Source organism: Lacipirellulaceae bacterium, assembly GCA_040218535.1.
In the GTDB taxonomy this organism is placed as follows: Bacteria; Planctomycetota; Planctomycetia; order Pirellulales; family Lacipirellulaceae; genus Adhaeretor.
The window spans coordinates 15,587-35,500 of sequence record JAVJRG010000002.1 but is presented as its reverse complement, the minus strand read 5'-3'; the positions used below and the strand labels follow the sequence as shown (position 1 = coordinate 35,500).

General features: G+C 53.7%; 11 protein-coding genes. 2 read left to right on the top strand and 9 right to left on the bottom strand.

Going from position 1 to position 19,914, the window contains the following annotated elements:
• Positions 1–41 precede the first annotated feature (41 nt).
• Positions 42–2,081 carry a HEAT repeat domain-containing protein gene (locus RIB44_00175; GenBank protein MEQ8614988.1) on the top strand — a complete coding sequence of 680 codons (2,040 nt, stop codon included), beginning with the start codon at positions 42–44 and terminating at the stop codon, positions 2,079–2,081.
• A gap of 223 nt (positions 2,082–2,304) precedes the next feature.
• Here RIB44_00175 and RIB44_00170 read toward each other — a convergent pair whose 3' ends face one another.
• The 9 genes from RIB44_00170 to RIB44_00130 all read right to left on the bottom strand — a co-directional run bounded on the left by RIB44_00170 (position 2,305) and on the right by RIB44_00130 (position 15,907).
• Positions 2,305–5,622, bottom strand: coding sequence for a right-handed parallel beta-helix repeat-containing protein (locus tag RIB44_00170; protein ID MEQ8614987.1), 3,318 nt, complete (start codon positions 5,620–5,622; stop codon positions 2,305–2,307).
• Positions 5,623–5,642: 20 nt separating this feature from the next.
• Entirely contained in the window at positions 5,643–7,733 is a 2,091-nt protein-coding gene (locus tag RIB44_00165; protein MEQ8614986.1) for a CehA/McbA family metallohydrolase, read from the bottom strand.
• Positions 7,734–7,896: 163 nt separating this feature from the next.
• On the bottom strand, positions 7,897–9,291 hold the full coding sequence (locus tag RIB44_00160) for a hypothetical protein (GenBank protein ID MEQ8614985.1): 1,395 nt from the start codon (positions 9,289–9,291) through the stop codon (positions 7,897–7,899).
• Between the two features lie 40 nt (positions 9,292–9,331).
• Positions 9,332–9,751, bottom strand: coding sequence for a hypothetical protein (locus RIB44_00155; GenBank protein MEQ8614984.1), 420 nt, complete (start codon positions 9,749–9,751; stop codon positions 9,332–9,334).
• Positions 9,752–9,899: 148 nt separating this feature from the next.
• Positions 9,900–10,952 (bottom strand): DUF1559 domain-containing protein, encoded by a 1,053-nt coding sequence (locus RIB44_00150; GenBank protein ID MEQ8614983.1) that lies wholly within the window; start codon positions 10,950–10,952, stop codon positions 9,900–9,902.
• A gap of 47 nt (positions 10,953–10,999) precedes the next feature.
• On the bottom strand, positions 11,000–12,373 hold the full coding sequence (locus RIB44_00145) for a hypothetical protein (GenBank protein MEQ8614982.1): 1,374 nt from the start codon (positions 12,371–12,373) through the stop codon (positions 11,000–11,002).
• Positions 12,374–12,472: 99 nt separating this feature from the next.
• A complete protein-coding gene (locus RIB44_00140) occupies positions 12,473–13,372 on the bottom strand; it encodes a PEP-CTERM sorting domain-containing protein (GenBank protein MEQ8614981.1) in 900 nt (299 codons plus the stop codon).
• Between the two features lie 127 nt (positions 13,373–13,499).
• Positions 13,500–15,383, bottom strand: a complete 1,884-nt coding sequence (locus RIB44_00135; protein ID MEQ8614980.1) for a lectin-like protein — start codon at positions 15,381–15,383, stop codon at positions 13,500–13,502.
• Positions 15,383–15,907: a sigma-70 family RNA polymerase sigma factor gene (locus tag RIB44_00130; protein MEQ8614979.1), complete on the bottom strand. Its 525-nt coding sequence runs from the start codon at positions 15,905–15,907 to the stop codon at positions 15,383–15,385. The genes RIB44_00135 and RIB44_00130 overlap by 1 nt, the downstream gene beginning before the upstream one ends.
• A gap of 507 nt (positions 15,908–16,414) precedes the next feature.
• Between RIB44_00130 and RIB44_00125 the strand changes: the two genes are divergently transcribed.
• Entirely contained in the window at positions 16,415–19,909 is a 3,495-nt protein-coding gene (locus RIB44_00125; GenBank protein ID MEQ8614978.1) for a PSD1 and planctomycete cytochrome C domain-containing protein, read from the top strand.
• Positions 19,910–19,914 lie beyond the last annotated feature (5 nt).

Here is a 19,914-nt window from a genome sequence, read left to right as displayed (position 1 = left end):
GAAGGGGATCGTACCCCAATGATCAATGAGGGAGAAACGAAATGTCACGCAATATGCTCGTGTTGGCTCTTGCTGCCCTAGTCGCATTGCCTACCGTCTACGCGCAACAACCAGGCTCGACTCCGCTAGATTCGGCTTTGTCGGCCCTGTCTTCAATCGATTGGGGGCAAGATCGCGACAAGCTGCTAGCCATTGACCAAGCAATTGTCGCAGGAGTCGATCTTGAGGATCGTCTGCTGCCGATCCTCGCTTCGGAAACTGCTAGCGATGCCGCGAAGTCTTTCGTTTGCCGTAAGCTAAAGGAAGTTGGAACCTCCGAATCGGTGTCGATTCTCGCGCCTCTTCTTGATGACTCTGAATTGTCTCACATGGCACGCTATGCGTTGGAATCGATTCCGGGCGCGGAGTCCTCGAAGGCACTCATCGACGCCATTCCCAGGCTACAAGGAGAGCCACTGATCGGTGTGATCACCTCGCTAGGGCGTCGTGGCGATCTAAACGCAACAGAAGCGCTGGTCACTTTGCTAAGCGACGATGGCGAAGCAATCACCTGCGCTTCCTTGATTGCTCTCGCTGGAATCGAAACTGAAACGGCTCAGCAAGCGGTTATCGGCTATGCGAAACAAGCATCGGGACGTGAGCGAGAAGTGGCCCTGGATGCCAGTTTAAGGATTTCGCAAAGGCTAATTTCGAAAGGTAAGCTCAAAGAAGCGACTGTGGTGATGGATGCCCTTCAGACGATCGGTGATCCGAAACTTGAAGTTGCAATCCTACGAGGCAGGCTACTTTGCGAGCCCGATAAAGCGACGGCACGTCTCCTCGATGCTTTCCAGTCGGACGATGATGAGCTGAGCAACTTTGCTGCCGAGTTTGCCCGGCAATCAGCGACAAAACAGCAGGTTGACATCCTGGCCGAAGCAATCCCGAGGATGTCATTGCAGAGGCAGATCCTTCTACTTGATGCACTGAGCAATCGCGAAAGTTCCGTGGTGCGACGCACAGCAATTGCGTCGCTGAGTTCGGACGATCGAAGGCTAAAGCTTACGGCGGTGCGCGCACTTCGCGTTTCGGGGTCAGTTGAGGACATTCGACTCTTAGTCTCATTGGCGTCCCGCGAGGACGATGCCCTCTTCGACGAAGTCGTTGCCGTCCTTTCAAGTCTTGGCGGACCCGAAATTGAGTCGATCCTTATCGAGATGCTGCCGAACTCCGAACCTGATGGTCAGATTGCCGCGATCGCAGCACTCCAGAATCGAGGCTCCCGGGATGCGCGGGCGAGCTTGCTGGACTTGGCCCGCAATGGGGTTAAGCCTGTGCGTCTCGCAGCATTGCGCGCCTTGGAAGCCTTGCCGGATGAAACAACGATTGAACCACTGATCGAGATGCTCACGGAAACTCCGGCTGGCACGGTACGCGGCACCGTGGAGCGCACTCTCTGGATTACGTGCCTGAAAACACTTGATCCAGCAAGTCGATCTGAACCTCTCCTCCAAGCGTTGGCTGGATCGGATCTATCACAACGCATTGCACTGCTGCCCTGCTTGGGACGAATGGGAGGCGACAAAGCACTCCGGCTTGTCCTTGATGCGATGAAGCAGGATGACGCCGAACTCCGCAATGCTGCCCTACGTGCTCTTACCAACTGGCCTGATGATTCGGTCGCCGAAGAAATGTGGAAGCTTGCCAAAACCGCGGAACAAAAAGAACACCGCATTTGGGCTCTACGTGGGTTCGCACGGGTTATTGCCAGACAAGGACGTTCAGATCCGGAGGGTACCTGCGAGCGACTCAAGGAGGCTTTGGCCATTGCCAAGCGGGTCGAGGACAAGCAGCTCATATTATCACGTCTGACCGCCGCGCGTACGCCGGCATCTCTGGATGTTGCCTTGTCTTGTGTGGCAGACCCAGAACTAAAACCCTCTGCCCTAGAAGCTGCCGCCGCACTCGGTGAAGCGTTGAAGGACACCCACCCGGCCGAAGCTCGGAAGGCCCTAGAGAGAGTTGCCGCCTTGACCTCAGACCCCGATATGCAACTCTACATCAGCAAGCTGCTGTGGAACATGGAACTAAAGGGCAACTAATCGATCGATAGACGAACCACCTTGAGGGGGAACTACTGCCGAAACAACGTGGACACCGCGGCAATCTATCCTATCAGTCCGAGCTGATCACAGCGTGTGCTGTCTAGGAGCAGTCATGCCGAGGTCGCTCCTTGCGAGGATCAAATCGACCTGACCGGACAACTGCGGTAAGGATAATGACGAACTTCCCCGAAGGAATGCCATAGGCGATAAACAGAATGCATTATCGCAAGACTTGCCATTCACCGGTCTGCACTTCGGAGAAGACTGAGTCGACGATCTCTTCTAGCTTTTTCTCGTGGGCAAGCTCTAGCTCTTCGTTCGGCGACGTCTTTTCTTCAGTCGACCGTTGAGCCCTCACAGATGTTACTCGGTCGTTCTCAGACAGTGCGCGGGAAACTTGAGGAATCACCTCTCCATGTAGCCCTTCGGCACTCATCGTTTGCAGAGACTCTCCTTTCTCAAAACGCACCAGAGGTTGAGAATTCGATGCGAATTGTGCAACCTCCAATAAAGTCGTAGAGTTTATACCGCTCGACCGTAATTCAGCGAGTTGATTCGCTCCTGTGCCATACTGAGTGGTCCAGACGGAGAGGTCGTCGAAGTCGACATCCGTGTCGGAGTTCGCATCGCCATCACTATTCAGAGCAGTCGCGGTAGTGCCCATGTTCCGCTGCCAAATCAAAAAGTCGGAGCCAGCAGCGACGCCATCAGAATCAAAATCAGCCGAAGGATTGTCGTTGATGTAATACTTAATGGTAAGCGTCGGTCGGAAAGCAACTTGGGAGTGATCGCCCGTGGCGTAGTTCATGTAATCGGCGTTGCCGTCCCCATCGTCGTCGTTGGCGTAGCGGATGCGATACTGGGTCTTGCCGGTGAGGTTGACTAGGTCGTTGTCGGGGTTTTCCAATCGACTGTAGATGGTCATGCCGTCTAAGTAGGCTGGATAAGCGAACTTCGAGACAGCAAGCTTCGTGGCAGGGCTTTGCCAGTCACTCGCATTCAGATCACTCGAGCCAAACCCGGGTGTTGCCAAGTCGACCAGGATGTCTCCGAATTCCGAATTGGGGACGCCAATTGGAACGCTGCCGGTCGGATTGCCAACGCGCGTGATGCCAATCGTCGCTTCGACGATGCTGGCGTTGTCTGGCAAGGACGAAGTGTCGAAAGAAAGAAATTGTCTGTAGGCTCGATTGTTAGAATCGTCCCCGAGTCTGAACGTCGAGCTGGTTGAGCTGACAAATCCCCCCACGCCACTGTTCTGCGCTGATTCTCGAACATAGCCATCTTCGGAGCCCAAAGAAGTGAAGGTCATTTCTAGAGGTTCTGGCAGGGGATCGGAGGGAGACACTTGGTTTGGTTCGGTACTATCCGTCAGACGGACGAAGTCGATCGCCATGTCAGAGCCCGATGCGATTGTCGGGTCTAGCCTCACCTGAGTAATGATTCCCTTCGTATCAACCGAGGATCCCAAATCGATGAAATAGTCTCGCATGCTGCCGTCGGAATCGATGCCAAAGAAGAAGCTCTTCTCCGGATTCCAAACAGGGTCGTTTTCAGTGATGTAGAAGAGCTGAGCGAAATCTCCCGCGGTCTGACTCATTCGCACCCAGGCATAGGTGGGTTGATTCGTGTTGACCCAGGTGGGTGCTGAGTGGACGTAAGGATCTTCACCCGTGCTCTGCCCGGTGAGTTGTCCCCCGCTGACCGCGGGCGAGTCCCACTGGTTGAATCCGCTCCATCCCTCAAAATCGCCTGCCGATTCGAAGTCCCACCACTCGCGTCGTTGACGGACATCAGCGTATTCCAACTCGCGATTTCCGGTTCTCACGAAACCGGACCAATCAGCATTCGGCGAGAAATAGTTAATCGAGCTGTCACCCCGATAGATCCCGTTGTTGCGGAAGATGCCTGTATGTCCGGAGCCGCCACCTTGGATCTCGCTGTTGATTTCGCTGTTCCACGGATCACGAGCGTTGTTATAGAAGGTGTTGTCTTCAATGAGGAGATTGGTATTGGGTCCACCAGTCGAGAGAATCAACAAGGCGGATCCGGCGTTGTTGTAGATCACGTTGTTCCGGAACGTGATATTGTGATTATCTCCTTCGAAATCCATGCCGCTGCCGTCGGCAGCCTGGGCTCTGTCGATACTTGAGAACTCGCTGTCTTCGATGGTGAAGTTTTGAGAGCTTTGCATAAAGCCAAGAGTAGTTCCCGACCAAGTATCTTGCCCACCGCCGCCGATCGAATGCACCCTGCGAATGTGACCTCCATCGACGTTAAATAGCTGGAAGGCCCCCGCTAGATTATTGATTGCCACGCTATCTTCGATGATGAGATTCTTCAGTCGGCTGCGATAGACGGCCGGAAAGTACCACGCCGTTCCGAAGAGATGGGCTGTGTTTTCCGCGGTGATGTTGCGAATGGTGAGATTCTCTAGCCGTGTGGAGAACTCCGCATCGTTCCACGCTTGACCGCCGACGAAGATCGCGTCCGACCAGGCATACTCAAAGTTGTGATCCGATGGCTCAAGCGTCGGATCAGTCATGTCACGAAAGTTGCTATTTTCAATCGTCACATCGCGGCTGCCCGAATCGGTCCACTCGTAGCGTAGATAGATGCCCATCTTCGAATGTTCGACATCAATGTTGCTGATCCGAGCATAGCTGGCGTTATTCCAGATGACACCGATATCGTTGGCCAAATCCTGTCGGCGAATGACCGGATTAGGGCCCGCACCGTAGCTTGAGAGTTCAACTAGCGAACCGGCGGTTCCTTTGCCACGCAGATTCAGTTCTTCGGTGAAGGTGTCCCCTGCCTTTAGAAGAATCTTTTCACCTGGCATCAACGGCAGGTAGGGAGCAAGGTCGCCAAAGTCGTCGAAGGGCGTCGCAGCGGAGAACCCGTCGTTGGCGTTGTTTCCTGTAGATGTGCTGACATAAAAGTCATGGACTGAGTCGTCCACAGTCAGCGTCACGTTATCGACGGCTATTCGTGAGCCTTCGATAATGACCGAGAGATCATTGCCGATCGCGGAAGGGAACTGCGCACTGTTCCAACCTAGTTTGACCGTAGTCCACTGGCCGCTTGGCAGATCGAAGTCTTCCCGAGCTGGATCCCAACCTGGCTGATAGGCGGCTTGTTCGAGATTAAAGAAAGCGCTGTCTTGCAGTGTCAGAATCGCCCGGCTTGTGCCTGTTTCAAGTGGATAAAGATCGACTGAGAGAATGTACCTCGTGTTGGCCTGAATGGTTGGGCCACTTTGCTTGATACTCCAGTTGTCTGAATCACCGTAGACATACTGCTCGCCCTCAGGGGCTGGAGAGGGTTCGGCAAAAGGAACTTCGTAGGTCGTCCCGGGGGAACCAATGGTAATCCAATCGTTGACCGCAGGGTGGTAGCTATTGGTGCTATCTAACTCGGGTGATTCGAATCCCGCATTGACTAAGGGGTATTCGACAACCGTTAGCAGACGTCTTGGCTCAAGGTACTCAAGAACAAGCCGGCGACTTCGGTTTTTATGTCTGGCGGAGTTAGACATGGGATGTGGGATTTCCTCTCTCAGTTCGCTCGCGGCGCCTGTTCCTGGTGATGCGCAACTCGCAATGCTTCGTAAAACGCTCTGGCCTTGGCAACCTGCTTTCGCACCGCGTCGGCTTCCTTAGCGATCCCTCGATTCCAATAGTCAACGGGATTGTTCTCCGTGGCGACTCGCTCTTCCGACTTGCGGAGGGTTGCTTCGATCTCGTCCAGTACTGCAACCTGCTTAGAAATCAGTTCTATGGCACGCACATAATGCCAGTGCCTGAAGTTGGGTCTCTTCACGTACACGGGTGTCGTATGTGCCTCAGAACCGTCGTGTCCTTCAGCCTTGAGAGCCAGCCAGGAGCCATGTTCCGTCTCGAACTCATGCTTCAATTCCAGCTCTTCTTGCGAGGTATTGCTAGACTCAACCTCGGCCACAACCTTGCCGAAGCGAATGAGTTGCAGCTTCTTCGGTGCAGACCAACCGGCTAAGCCGCGGGCTACAGCTTGAACGCTCAACTTGCGTGGCTCGTTGACTTCGATCACGCTGCCGGGTGGTTGACCAGCAACGCTGAATTCCAGCATCGGTCCGTTCGTGACAAAAGACTGCCCACGCTGGAGTGCCTCAAACCAAGCGTCCGGCGTCAGAATGCGCTCGCCTGTTTCGACATAGACACGCGTTGCCCCGATGGTACCTCCGTATGGAGTATCTGCTCCTGCGGATGCATTCATCTGGAAGCCGAGGTTGAGGAAATTGTAGTAAAGCTCAGTCCCCAACGAAGCTTGCATAATGCTGTTGAAATCGACAATTCCCAAGGGGGTGAACAATGCCATCTCGCGATGGGCGAAACAGGCGTTCGCGCCGACATGGGTGTGGCCATAGAGGCCACCTTGCTTGTGAATTTCAGCGGCTATCCAATCGTTTTGCATATATCGATCGAGGTCACGTACTTTTGACTTCAAGTTGAGTCCGATCGCGTGTCCCAGTTCTGACCGAGGGTCTTCTTGACCGGGAACGAGCCAGTGATTGCCAGCTTGCGAGCGAAAATCCGTACCGAATCCGCGTTGAGCATAGTAAGTACGCATCGGATCCCCCATTTCGAGGATGTTTGCGATGTGTACGTCGACAGCTTGCGCGTAGGTCAGCAGATTCTCCGCATCGGCACCGTGCATTAGTCGGGCATGAACGTGATCGTCACCCGAATACCAGCCACGCTCGGGCATGTAGATCCAACGCTTTAGTTGACAGGTGTGAGAAACACGCTGATCGGCAGCGATCTCAAATGTTTGCTGGTAGGGAATATGCTCTGGACCGTGGAGAACGGTGAGATCCCACTTGCCAACAGGAAGAGCCAATTCGAGCTGCCCATCAACAATCCAATAACGACCCCGTTGTTTGCCGGGCAAAAAGAAATGATAGCCGCGTCCAGCCTCTCCGATGTGGGGTACGACATGATTTAGTTGTTCCCGAAGATCAACGGCTCCAGGTAGATCAAGTAGATGACCCGTTTCGCGGTCAGCGAGTTGCACGATCGCAGGTGTGGTCTTTCCTTTCTGATCGGTGATTTGGAGGCGCAGATGTCCTCTTCGAGGCACCTCAAACTTTAGTGCGCGGACTTGACTAACAGCCCCAGGGCCTTCACCCTGAAAGTGGACATGCATCAGACCCCCTTCCGAGGGAACTTGCTCAAAGGCGATCATCACGTATCTCACCTGATGGTCGGCAACCGTGATGCGGAAAGGTTTGGGAATCTGCTCCGCGCTGAGATTCCATTTGTGGGAATCGAAACTAATCTCTTCGCGACCAGTCACAACCTTGAGCATCACTGTTTGATTGCCCGGCGTTAGTTGCACAGAAATCTCGGGGACTGACACTTCCGCGCCGGGACGGAGATCGATTTCAATCGCCCCAGCATACGATTTCACAAGCTTGAGAAGGTCTTGCTCGGCTTGCCAACGGAAGTACTCAGCCACTTCGAGCCCAATATTGCCATCAAAGCCCCAGCGAATGCGATCGGCTTGATTCAGCTTCTTTTCCAATTCATCAAGTAACGCGAACTGGCTGGCATCGAACCGACCCTTGGGGAGCTTCAGCAGGGTCTTGGCGAAATGGATGGAACCCTCCATTGCGGGCTGAGTCTTTGCTAGTTCTGCAGCGCTCGGTTGGGGAAAAACGGATTGATGCGCACGGGCATCAGCTGCCTGATGGAGTACCAGCACAGTCAAGAACAAGTGCGCAGTGGGATAACGCCGCACCAGCTGTGACGATTCAAGACGCATCATAACGCACCTATCCAGGCAGATAGCCCTCGAAGTCGACAGGCGATTGTGCGCTTTCGCGGTATGCCGGAGGGAGTGGTTCTAGCCAGCTCCGTAAGGCGTCTTTGATCGAAAAGGCGAAGAAGTGATTCCCCTGCGGGTTGTAATGCCCTATGTAATAGCGATCAACATAAGCCTTCGCATCAATGCGAAACTGTTGAAACTCTTCGACATGTTTGTCGACTGTGTTGACGTAGGGGATATCCGCTTGCGACAGGAATTCGCGAAATTCAGCGGGATGCCAATCGACGAAGTGAGGATTGTTCTGTGTCTTGCCTGCACAATGGTGCCAGACTGACCCTGAAGGGTGGCTGAGCAGTACGAGAAGTTTCTTGCTATGAGACTTGAGGTACCGGTTTAGTTTCTCGACAACTCTCATGCCAACTCGCACGGCATATTGCGCGTGAAGGCGAGTAACGCTGGTGCGAACCGAGTCCTCGCTAGCGAAATCCAGATCCTCAAAATCAATCGCAGCGGCCATGCTCTCTAGCGGTTTCGGATCAGTCACCTTGCCTGTACGCATCGCCGCATAGGCGTGGGTTATCGGGTCGTTCCGAAAGGTTTCGACAACGAATTCTGGGTCGCACATGCGATAGAGTGTCTCAGGAGTCGGGCAGGCATTTTCCACTTCAATCAAGTCGCCTGACTGGGGATCCAGCCGCGCGTGTGCCCACGGGTTGGCATGAAACATTTCTCCCGACATGCTTGTCAGGAAGTCGGGAGGGAAAGACAACCAGCGGCAGGCCATGATGCTGCGGTGATGGTCGTCTCCCCAAATGTTCAAGATAACATGGGAGGCTCCCTGGCTGGTTTCTTCAATTTCCAAGAGGCGACGGTAAGCCTGGTAAACTCCAAAGCCGCCGATGCCATAGTTGCGAATCGGTTCACAGAAGTGAGCCGACAGCACTTCCTGCCATGTCTCGCCATCACCAACTTGATGACCCTGAGTAAAACTATCGCCGTAGGTGTTGATCCGACATGGTAAGTCGGCAAAGTTCACTTGCCGCCGATGTCCACGCTCTGCGTACCGTGCCAAAGTGTGCGAACCATCCACACCATCTCGCATGAAACTATCACGTAAGAGGTAACCATAAGTGGGATGAAATCTTGCCCAAACTTGAGCGTCGGGATCAAGGAACCGCTCGATCGCCTCTTTGGGCATCACAGCGTTGCGTAGCAGCTCTTCCACCGGGTTTGGACGCGTTGCGTTGAGAGTTGAGGTTTGCAGTCGCTCTCCCGCCGCTGTACTCAGTCCCTTGGCAGCGAACATGCCAGAAGCGACCGTTGCGGTTGTCGAATGGAGAAATCGGCGACGAGTCGTCGAACCGATATTCTCCTTGTCGGCAGATTGTTTGGAGGACTCCATCGGTGCATCTCTTTGCTAGTTGATTCGAGGAGGACGGTCTCTACTTGCTCGTGGAGTCGACTTCAAATGTTAAGTCTTCCGACGCCCCCGAGACTTCACAATTTAACGGCGTCGTACCAGGGTCAGCATAAACCTCTGGAAGCAAGGTTCGACGACGTTTCAGCCGCTGCTTCGGTGGCATGGCACCACCGGTGGAAAGTAAAGCCAAGTCCTTTGGATCATTGAGGTCGACGTTTTCGACATCAAAAGTGTTGGGATTCTCAGGCGCTTTGATGACGACCACTCGATATTTCCCTGGGAGGACGCCATCAAAAGGTTCGAAAGTCGTCAGTTTGGCAATGCCGTTCTCGTCAGTTACTCCAAAGGCAGCACGTCCCCCTTCGCTATCGCTGCGGATAAACGAGATGGAAGCCTCTTTGAGCGGTTGTCCATCGACGGTGAATTTGGGGGCAATCTCCACTGTGCCTCCCGAGTTGCAGCCGCAAAGTACGACAGCTAGACAAGAGAACCAGCAGCTCGCCTTGGACAGCGGTTTTTGCTTAGGAGGAAAAAAGTTTCTCTGTTTGTCGATTATCGCGGAGCTCCAGACAGAAACTTGCAGGGGCTCGTTAGAAAGTTTCTGAAAGGGTTTGCCCATCATCTTTGGTTCCTAGTAACTGAAAAGTTTCGAAAGCAATTTGCTCAGAAATGAATCGCACCGCTCCATCCACCAACGCAAAGTTTGCTCCGCCCGGATGATTGGATTCGAAGCCCATCGTGACGTGAAAATTACGCCGCCAGAACTGGGCTCCTGGTGGTTGGGCACAGTTTTCGACATCTGGATCGACGGGCCAGTTGATTGGCGGAATCGTCCCGCCGTGGGCAGTTCCCATGTCATTGCCAGCCCAATACTTGAGTGTACTTCTCGGGATGTCCAGCGAGTGAGCGGAACTTTGTACCAAGGTCTCTCCGACGAAGAGTGTACTAGTCGACCCATCGGTGACGTGCTTCATTGAAATCTTTCGGTAGCCGACACGACTCATCATACCCGTTTCAGGGCACGCATCTAAGTCACCACCTGGGCCCGCTGCAGCACAGAATCCGGCATCTACCCAGGGGACGTCAATTCCCATGGCCGAGAGATCAAGGTCAAAGACTGAGCCCATCGCTCCACAGAATGGTGCGACTGCAATTGGTCCTGTGCACCCCGTGTAATTGAAGAATGGTTCCCCAGTACTAAATCCGTCACTTGGACAACGTCCGATAGGTATCGGTGGAGGTGGTTCGCCATTGCGGTCGACATTGATCCACTGGCCGATCGGATCGAAAACCGACGGGTCGAACAGGTTAGGCATGCTGTCGTAGATCGCCTGCTGTTCAATCTGCGGCAAGATGCGAACCACCCAAGAACCGTGATCGTCTGTCCAATTCTGTTGAGGATTGGTGAAACTACTCGGCTGTAAGGACCAGCCGTTCACTCCGCCCCGCGGGAAGTGTTCGTGCGCGGAATGGAACGTCTGCAATGCCACACCGAACTGTTTCAAATGGTTGACGCACTGTGATCTCCGGGCGGCTTCGCGAGCGGCCTGCACCGCTGGTAAAAGCAACCCTACCAGGACACCAATGATGGCAATGACCACCAGAAGTTCAACAAGCGTAAAAGCATTGCGTTGGGTTTTCATAATCGAAACCTGTGATACGTGCCCATTCCTAGTAATTGCCAATCGTCTCACTGACGCTCAAAGCGTCCACGGGATACCAATCCGAGAGCTGCGAACAAGCACAAGAACCCAGAAGCAGGCTCAGGAACACTTTCGAGTGAGGGAGTCACGCTCGTTGTTCCATACTGGGTCCCCCAGTTGTCCAAATCAGTTCCATCAACATTGCCATCACCGTTTGAGTCGCCAGTGCTCTTATCGGTTTGACCAGTCAGCCCAAAGCCACTTTGCCACGTAAGAAAGTCCGTGCCATCGACGTTGGAGTCGTCGTTAAAGTCGGCGTCGATGTCTGCGATGTCGAGGAATCCAAACGTGCCGAAATGAATCGTGTCATTGAGGTTTCGTGCCCCAGCAAAGCTATCAAATGCAGTATCACGCGTGAACGTGGGATTCACCGAATCAAAGATTCCCGTGTTGATATAGCCTTCCAGGGCGAAAGTTTCGATGGTTCCTCCCATACCGTCGTCCAAGTCAGCCGGGCGAATCGCAACGATGTCGTCCAGGCCATCACCGTTGATGTCGGCAGCGCGAATGTCGTCGGTGTCGAGACTGCCGAAGACTTCGCTGATGTTGTCGGGAATACCATCGCCCAAGTCGCCAATGTTCCCAACGCCAGGGCTCAGGTCGATCTGTACTTGTCGGCCATTGATCGAGCCACCGCTGACCAGCCCGGCGTTGTTGCTGACCGCCCGATCAGCGATCCCATCGCCGTTAAAATCCCCCACGAGCGGGATCGATTCCATTCCTATGGGCTGTCCGAACCCGTCGACGCCTCCGAACCCGGCTGCTGGAGAGTAGAAGAGTCCTGCACCATTGAGTGGTAGGCTTTGTGTGCCATCGAAAGAGCCTCGGAACGACCACAGCAGGGTATCCGACGAGAAGTTAATATTTCCATCAAGTACGATCGCCGTATCGGCTAGGCCATCGTTATCGAAATCGCGTCTAGTAATAGCCGTTTCGTCTAGTATTCCGCCGTTGCCATCGGGACGTTGTGCATTATTCGTACCTGGACCTTGAAGCGTTGGTGGATCACCTGGGATGGTAAAGCCAGCGATGGTCAACTGATCAAATCCAAACATGGTTGCATCCTGCACAACCATGAGGTCATCCGTACCATCACCGTTCACGTCAGCGACGTTGATGGCATCCCCCGGAGCACCGCCAGATGTATCCAGGAAAAAGGGCTCTTGGCCAGGTCCAGGGAATGCGAAACTATTCGCGTCGACGCGCTTCTGCACGAAAATCTGCACGATCCCGAGGTTTGGATCGAAATCGCGATAGAGCACAATGTTTTCAGGCACCCCAACCGCCGCCTGAACTGATTCTTGACCAGGACTCGTGACAAGAAGGGCGAACAAAGCCAAAGCATAGCGCGATAATCTCATAGTGGTCTCTCCTCTGAAAAGCCAAGCCGCGCCGGACCTGCCCCGGAGCCGGCGCGAACTTGGGTTGAACTCAATGATCAGTCAATTCTTTTGGGTCGCTTATCGACGACGGTAGCCCATCGAAGCGCAGAGTCCCAAACCAAGCAAAATAGCTGCCGTTGGTTCAGGAATGAGCGTATCGGTAAAGACAGTTAAATTGTCGAACGTATGGGTTGCCAGGCTATTGATTGCGAAGTTTGTTTGCGGTCCGCCCTCAAGCGTGATGAAGTTGCTCGTGTAGCCACCAGAAAGCTTACTGTAGTTGAAGATGTTAGAGCCGTTGACACTCACCGCGACTTCCGTCGTACCGAGGCCATTAAACGGATCGCCGTCAGTGGGATCATCCAGGAAGATCTCAACAAACCCGGGACCGGCCCCTGCAGGATTGGGGATCAGATTTCCGACGAGTGTGGGTCCATCGAAGACCTGGATGAAATTACCATTGCCACTAAATTGATCTTCTACGAAAACCACGCTGAGCCCATCAGCCTTCAGATTTGAATCCGCTAAGGTCGAGCTTGCCCCTACCGTGATCGCGGCTTGGGTGAAAGTTCCCGGCGACATGGGATCATTGGTGTAAGCGTCCATGACAACCTGCACTTTGCGACCAATCGCTTCGTTACCAATGGTTCCAGAAAAATCAACTGTCGGAGAGACAAGTGTGCGATCACCCGGATTGGGTAGAAAGAAGTCCCCCGCAAGCTGCAGTGGAGCAGCACCGAAAACTTGGTGGTGATAATCGTTTGCAGGATTCGCTGTATTCGTGACATACGAAACGGGGGCAGGCGCGCCACCTTGACGGGCCGTGCCAATCTCGAAATTGATGTCGGAAGATGGCCCCGAAACATCGTAGCCGTCAAACCAGTAAGGAGTTGGAGCCGCAATGCTCACTCCAGAGCTAACCAATACCAACAGCGTGAACGCCGCGGCGGTAATAGTATGTCCAACAACTTTCTTCATTAGACTAATCCTCCCAAAAAACGGTGAGATCTTGGAGTTGCAAGCGAAAAGGAACCCTCGGCACTTCCGAAATCTCAGAAACAAAAAGGAAAAATGAAAAGTAACAAGTGGCTCGCTAAACGAGCCATCACAAACTCTCCTCAATCGACTCGACAGGATATTCGATGATATATCCAAACCAATCAGCAGGCAAAACATCGGTCGACATGGCGCGGATCTCCCAGCCTGCCTGCCATTTGCCTGCGGGATTCCATCGGAAAACTCCGTAAACCAAATCGGTCGGCAGATGAGAGCGCTCGACTTGGAGGTTGGTAGCCGACAGGCCGTTAACCCAGCGCAAGTCGTTATGCTCCAAGCTGCCACTAAGCCCGATCATCATTTCTGGTATGCCGCACACGCGCAGAATGCCTTTTGCAACGAACTCACGCTCTTCGGCGGTTTCCATCGCGACCAAGTGCCCTTGAGTGCCGTGCACCTGTGATTCGGTGGCACGCTGTCGAATGGTTTCCCAATCGACAGGTTCAAGGACCAGAACTATCCGATAATAATGGCCATTGCCCCCTGCGCTTTTTGGCCAATGGATAGGGTCTAGGGCCATCGAACGATGACGCAAGGCGTCTAAGGGTGGCTCGTACTCGACCAAATAGGCGGAGATTTTTTCGTGTATGCTGTCGATGCTTAGATCATTCCAAGCCCAAGGCTGCTTGCCAGGGAACTGGGCATACATTCCATAGTCTTCCCCACCATGCCAATCAGCTTCTTGGAAATTATCTGGCTGCTGATCCGGCCAAGAAGCCCAATTGGTGTAGTCGTAGGGCTCGCCCGTGACCCAACGGTAGTGTCCTTCTCTCAGGACATCGGTGAGCCCCATCCAAGCTCCGCGAAATTGGGCATCCTCTAACAGATTCTTCAAGACGAATTGATCCTCTTCAGAAGAGGTAATCGTAACGAGGTGACCGGGCATGCCACGAAAGTGTTTGCTGGTCGCACGCTGGGCTGCCTCGTGCCAAGTCATTGGCTGCTTTTCAACAACAAGCTGATAGAAATGCCCATTACCACCGTCTGCAGTTTTCCACTCCACTGGGTCAACCACGCGTCTAGCAAGGCTCCCAAAAAGAGACTTGGAATACTCAACTTCTTCGCCAACAGTGTTGGGAAGTGCGATACTTCGGGCTTGCCGGTCGCGCAATTCGAGCCGTGAGACCTTGCTCGTTTCCTGCGCATCCTGATAGAGCAAGTCGACCTGACCACGGAAAACGTGCACTTGTGTGCCGTCAGATTCGCTGACAGAAACGCCGAATTCTGTGCCTTGATCGATGAGAGTTGACTCGGGAGTTCGGATCTTGAAGCCAACTGCCTCAGGGGGCATGTGTGCCGCGATAGTGCCCTTCGCCAGATAAACGGACAGCGGAGATTCGAGCACTAACTCAGCTGGCCCGGCAAGTCGTAGCTTCGCCCCCGAATCGAAAACCAGCTCAGCTTCTCCCGTGTTGAACTGCAGGGTCCCAGCCCTAACCCTTGAACCGACGTCAACGGGCCTCTCGTTGTTGCTCCAGACAGCGTGAGTTGCTTCTCGGAGAGTTGCTACAAACCCGTTGCCATCTGCAATTCTCTCTACCGAAGTATCTGTTCGATTGATCCAAAGGAGACAGGCAATGAAGACTGAAGAGGCCAAGGCACACGCAAAGGCCCAGCGCGTCCGCAGTAGCGATGTCCACCCGGACGGAGTCCGGCCATTCGCAATTCCGACTCTGTCATTATTGGCGAGGCTACTGACGGGCTGCGATGTCGCGTGAGCCGGTTTTTCTGTCGGCTCTTCCCCAGTACGGTACCTCCAGATTAGGCCCGCGTTCACACGTAGGTAATCGAGGTAGGCACCGCGAAGCTCTGGATGCTGGTCTAGCAAAGATTCCAGCTGTTCGCGTTGTTCAGCTGTGATCGTCTCGTCGCACATCAAGTTGGCGAACTCGATGATCTGTGCTGACGGATTTGTTACTGGTTGATCTGACATCACGCATTATCTAGGGCTAGTCGCTTGTTAATACAAGCGACAAGAAACTTTCGTATCCGATGTAGTCTCATATAAATGGCATCCGCGGAGCTGTTCATCGACGCTGCAACCGCCTTGACCCCGTTCGTGCCGAGATAACACTGTTCGAGCAGGTGACGCTGCTTGGGCTCGAGACCTTCCAAGCAGGCAACTAGCGCGTCAATGCGATCTTGTGGCTGCTCGTCTTCGATCTCTTCGGCAAGGATGCTGATCATCGGCTCAGACAAGTGGATATTTTTCCGTTCGCTGCGTCGCAGGAAGTTGCGTATTTCATTAAGGGCGATTCCGCGTGCCCAAGGCAAGAACGCCCGACCAGTGTCGTAGTGCTCCCACTTCTGCCACAGGATCAGTGACGTTCTTTGAAGTACATCTTCCGCATCAGTACGGTTCGGCAATAAAGTCGCTATATAGGCATAAAGCCGTCCCTGGTTAGCGATTAACTGCTGAGCGAACTGATCTTGTTGTGAATGCTGCGAATCTGCCATCCGGACGCTCATGCTTTAAAATCGCAGGGGTGCATCATGCGGTACACCATCCCGGCACTACTAATTCGTGTCGTTGAGCGAACATCTAACACAAACCGCGAAAAAAACAACCTGCGCTCGACGCAAGTTGTTATTTGCAATTGGCTTAGACGCACCACTGAACTCCGATTATTTTCCGCACGCCTAGTCTGTGCGTCGAAAGGAGTAGGTTTCCTCTAATTATTCGCGTTAGCTTTGAACGCTTTAGCACGATTTAACGATGAGGGTACAATCGAGTACGACGGTGGGGCGCGAAACTTTCTAAATGTTGCATGTCGTACTTCGCTTTTTTCGCGGGGACATTGGATTGATGCGACGTTTGATTTGGTGGGTTCTCGACAAAGTTCTTGTGAGGATACCTTACCAACTCGATCGCGTTGGTAGCCGTGATAGGGCCTCTAGATATTGGTCAACTAAAAGAGATCGCCCAGTGTATTCGAAGCATAGCGTGTTGATGAGGGGATTGCCGTGAGCTTGCGAATCACATTTTCTCTCATAGCCTGCTTCGGCATATTGGCGGGAGAAGAATCGCGGGCGGAAGGGAGCAAGGCAACCGCCAAAAAGATTGATTATCAGCGCGATGTTCGACCAATTCTGTCGGCCAACTGCTTTCCTTGCCATGGTCCTGATGCGAATACGCGAGAAGCTGATTTGCGACTCGATTTAGCGGATGCCGCTTACGAAGATCGAGGAGGCTATGCCGCACTCGTGCCCGGAGATGCGCATCGCAGCGAACTGCTTGACCGTGTTCTGGCAGACGAGCCTGGTGAGTTGATGCCACCCGCTGATTCGGGCAAGCAACTGACGGCGGAACAGATCGACATGCTGCGTGCTTGGATCGAAGAAGGAGCTGAATATCAGCAGCACTGGGCGTTTGCTGCGCCAAAAGAGTCTGTCCTAACAAGTGTGCAGAATTCTGAATGGCCTCACAATGCGATCGATACTTTTGTGCTGAGTAGGCTGGAGGAACAGGGGATGACCCCTGCGCCTGAGGCTGATCGCTATCAACTTGTGCGACGGGTCTACCTCGATTTAATTGGGTTGCCACCAACAATCCAGGAGGCGGACGAGTTCGTCTCAGACGCTCGCCCCGATGCCTATGAGCGGCTTGTTGATCGTCTGCTTGCTTCTCCCCACTACGGCGAACGATGGGCAAGACGCTGGCTCGATTTGGCTCGCTACTCAGACACCAAAGGTTACGAGAAGGACCAGCCCCGCACGATGTGGCTCTATCGCGACTGGGTGATCAAGGCACTGAACGACGACATGCCCTTTGATCAGTTTACCATTGAACAAATCGCCGGGGACATGCTTCCCGAAGCGACGCTAGAACAGCGGATCGCTACTGGTTTTCATCGCAATACCATGACCAACGAGGAAGGTGGCATCGATCCTCAGGAATTTCGCTATCATGCGATCGTTGACCGGGTGGCGACCACGGGAACAACTTGGCTTGGCTTGACGCTCGGGTGTGCTCAGTGTCACACCCACAAGTTCGACCCTATTACGCATACCGAGTATTTTCAGGTTTTCGCTTTCTTGAACAACGCCGATGAATTGAAAATTTCGGTTCCTCAGCCAAAGGTCGCAGAAGAACGCCGTGAAATTGAAGCAGAGTTGGAGGCAACCCTAGTGGACCTTGAGCGGCGCTTTCCCTTTGAGAGCAGGCTAGGCGATAAGGATCGTGAGGAAAAAGAGCAAGCTATCGCCAGTTCGTTCCAGCAGTGGAGCATGGAGCATAGTAGTCGCTTGGCATTTTGGACTCCGTTGCGACCCCAGCAGGTTCAGTCAAACCTCCCGATTACAACCGTGCTTGAGGATCACTCGATTCTGGCCAGTGGTGATGTCACGAAAAACGATACTTTTGAGCTTACCTTCAAGGTAGGTCCGAAACCGATCACGGCAATCCGGCTTGAGGCGTTGCCCCACAGCAGCCTTCCCGGCGGCGGACCCGGGAGACAGATCATTGTTTCTGGCGACCAGAAAGAGGGAAACTTTTATCTAAGTGAAGTCGACGCGTGGGTAACGACTACAAGTCATACGTCTGCAGAACCGACTCCCATTGAGTTCGAAAAAGCGACCGCCAGTTTTGTCCCACCCGGTTTGGATGCCGACCGGGCGATCGATGGCAAGCCGGACACTGGCTGGACGATTGCTAAGCAAGAGGGCAACCGCCACGCGATCGTGCTCCACCTTGCGAAACCTCTGCAGTTATCGAAGCATGAAAGGCTAAAGGTCCGACTGCAGCACGAATTCTTCTATCCTGCTGGGCTGGGAAGGTTTCGGATCTCAACGACCTCCGCACCTAACGAAGTGAAGCCATCTGATTTACCTGAAGAGGTGGTACTCGCACTCATAATTCCTGAAGAAAAGCGGACGTCGCACCAGCAGAGAAGGCTATATCGAGAGTATCTTCTGCAAACTCCCGAATTCCAGTCGGAGCAAGCGCAAGTAGAGAAACTCGAAGCGCGCTTGCCGAGCTACCCGACGGCACTTGTCATGAGTGAGCGGAGCGAGCAACATCGCCGCCAGACGGCACGCCATCATCGAGGAGAATACTTACAACCCAAGGAGCAAGTCCAGCCAGGAGGTCTTGCGGCTCTACATGCTTTTCCCAAGGCTGCGAAGCTCGACCGTTTGGCGTTTGCGAAGTGGCTTATCTCCCCAGAAAACCCACTGGTTGCACGTGTCGTGGTCAATCGCCAATGGGAAGCCATTTTTGGTCGGGGTCTGGTTCGTACCTCCGAAGATTTTGGGACTCAAAGTGAGTTTCCGACACACCCCAAACTGCTCGACTGGTTGGCGGTTGAGTTCATGGAGCGTGGTTGGTCCCTGAAGCACATCCACAAGCTCATCGTGATGAGCGCAACCTATCGCCAATCCTCATTGACCGATGACAACAAGCGATCACACGATCCAGAAAATAAACTTCTTTCCCGTGGACCGCGACTACGTGTGGAGTCTGAGTTGGTTCGCGACATTGTTCTCAAGTCAAGCGGTCTGTTGAGCTCAAAAATCGGCGGACCGAGTGTGTTCCCGCCCCAGCCGCCCGGCATTACGGAGGCTGCGTATGGCGCATTGCAATGGAAGGTCAGCCTGGGTGAGGACCCCTACCGTCGTGGGCTTTACACCTTCAACAAACGGACCGCCCCGTACGCTGCATTCGGAATTTTCGATGCGCCCAGCGGTGAAGTTTGCGTGCCTCGCCGGGACCGTTCCAATACGCCGTTGCAATCGTTGGCTCTCTTGAATGATGAGGTCGTCCTCGAAGCTGCTCGAAGTATGGCAAGTAGCGAAATAGTACGTATGGATGACGATGACTCGGCGATTGCCAAGGCACTGTTTCGCAGGTGTGTCACCAGACCGCCGAGGCAGGAAGAAACCTCCAGCATCCTCGCTTATTACCAGCGGCAACTGGAGCGGTTCCGCAGCGGTCGAGTGAATCCGTATCTGGTATTGAACTCAGGCCCCAGCCAGACTTGGCAGTTTGACCAGAGCAACGAGAACTGGTCTGCCAGAAACGATTGCAAATTCGAAGTGACTGAGGGCAAGTTGGTAGTAACCTCCAGTGGCGGCGATCCGTTTATGAGAGTAAGTCACACCGCCCCGGCGGGTCCCTACGTGCTCAAACTCAATGCTCGGTTTGAGACCGCTGGCACCGGAGAAGTTTTCTGGACGACGACCGAGCATCCCGAGGAAGCACCGGAGAGAAGCGCTCGTTTCACGATCATCCCAAACGAATGGCATGATTACGAAGTCCAGTTCAAAGCCAAAGAGCAACTCACGTCGTTGCGGCTCGATCTGGGTAACTCAGCGGGAATCGCTGAGATCGAGCACATCGCCTTGCAGTTCGGGGATGGATTGTTTGAGATACCCGGCGGTACGGAAGTCGATCGACTCGCAGCCTGGATGCTGACAGCACGTGCGCTTTTGAACCTGGACGAGACAATCACGAAGTCGTAAGGCTA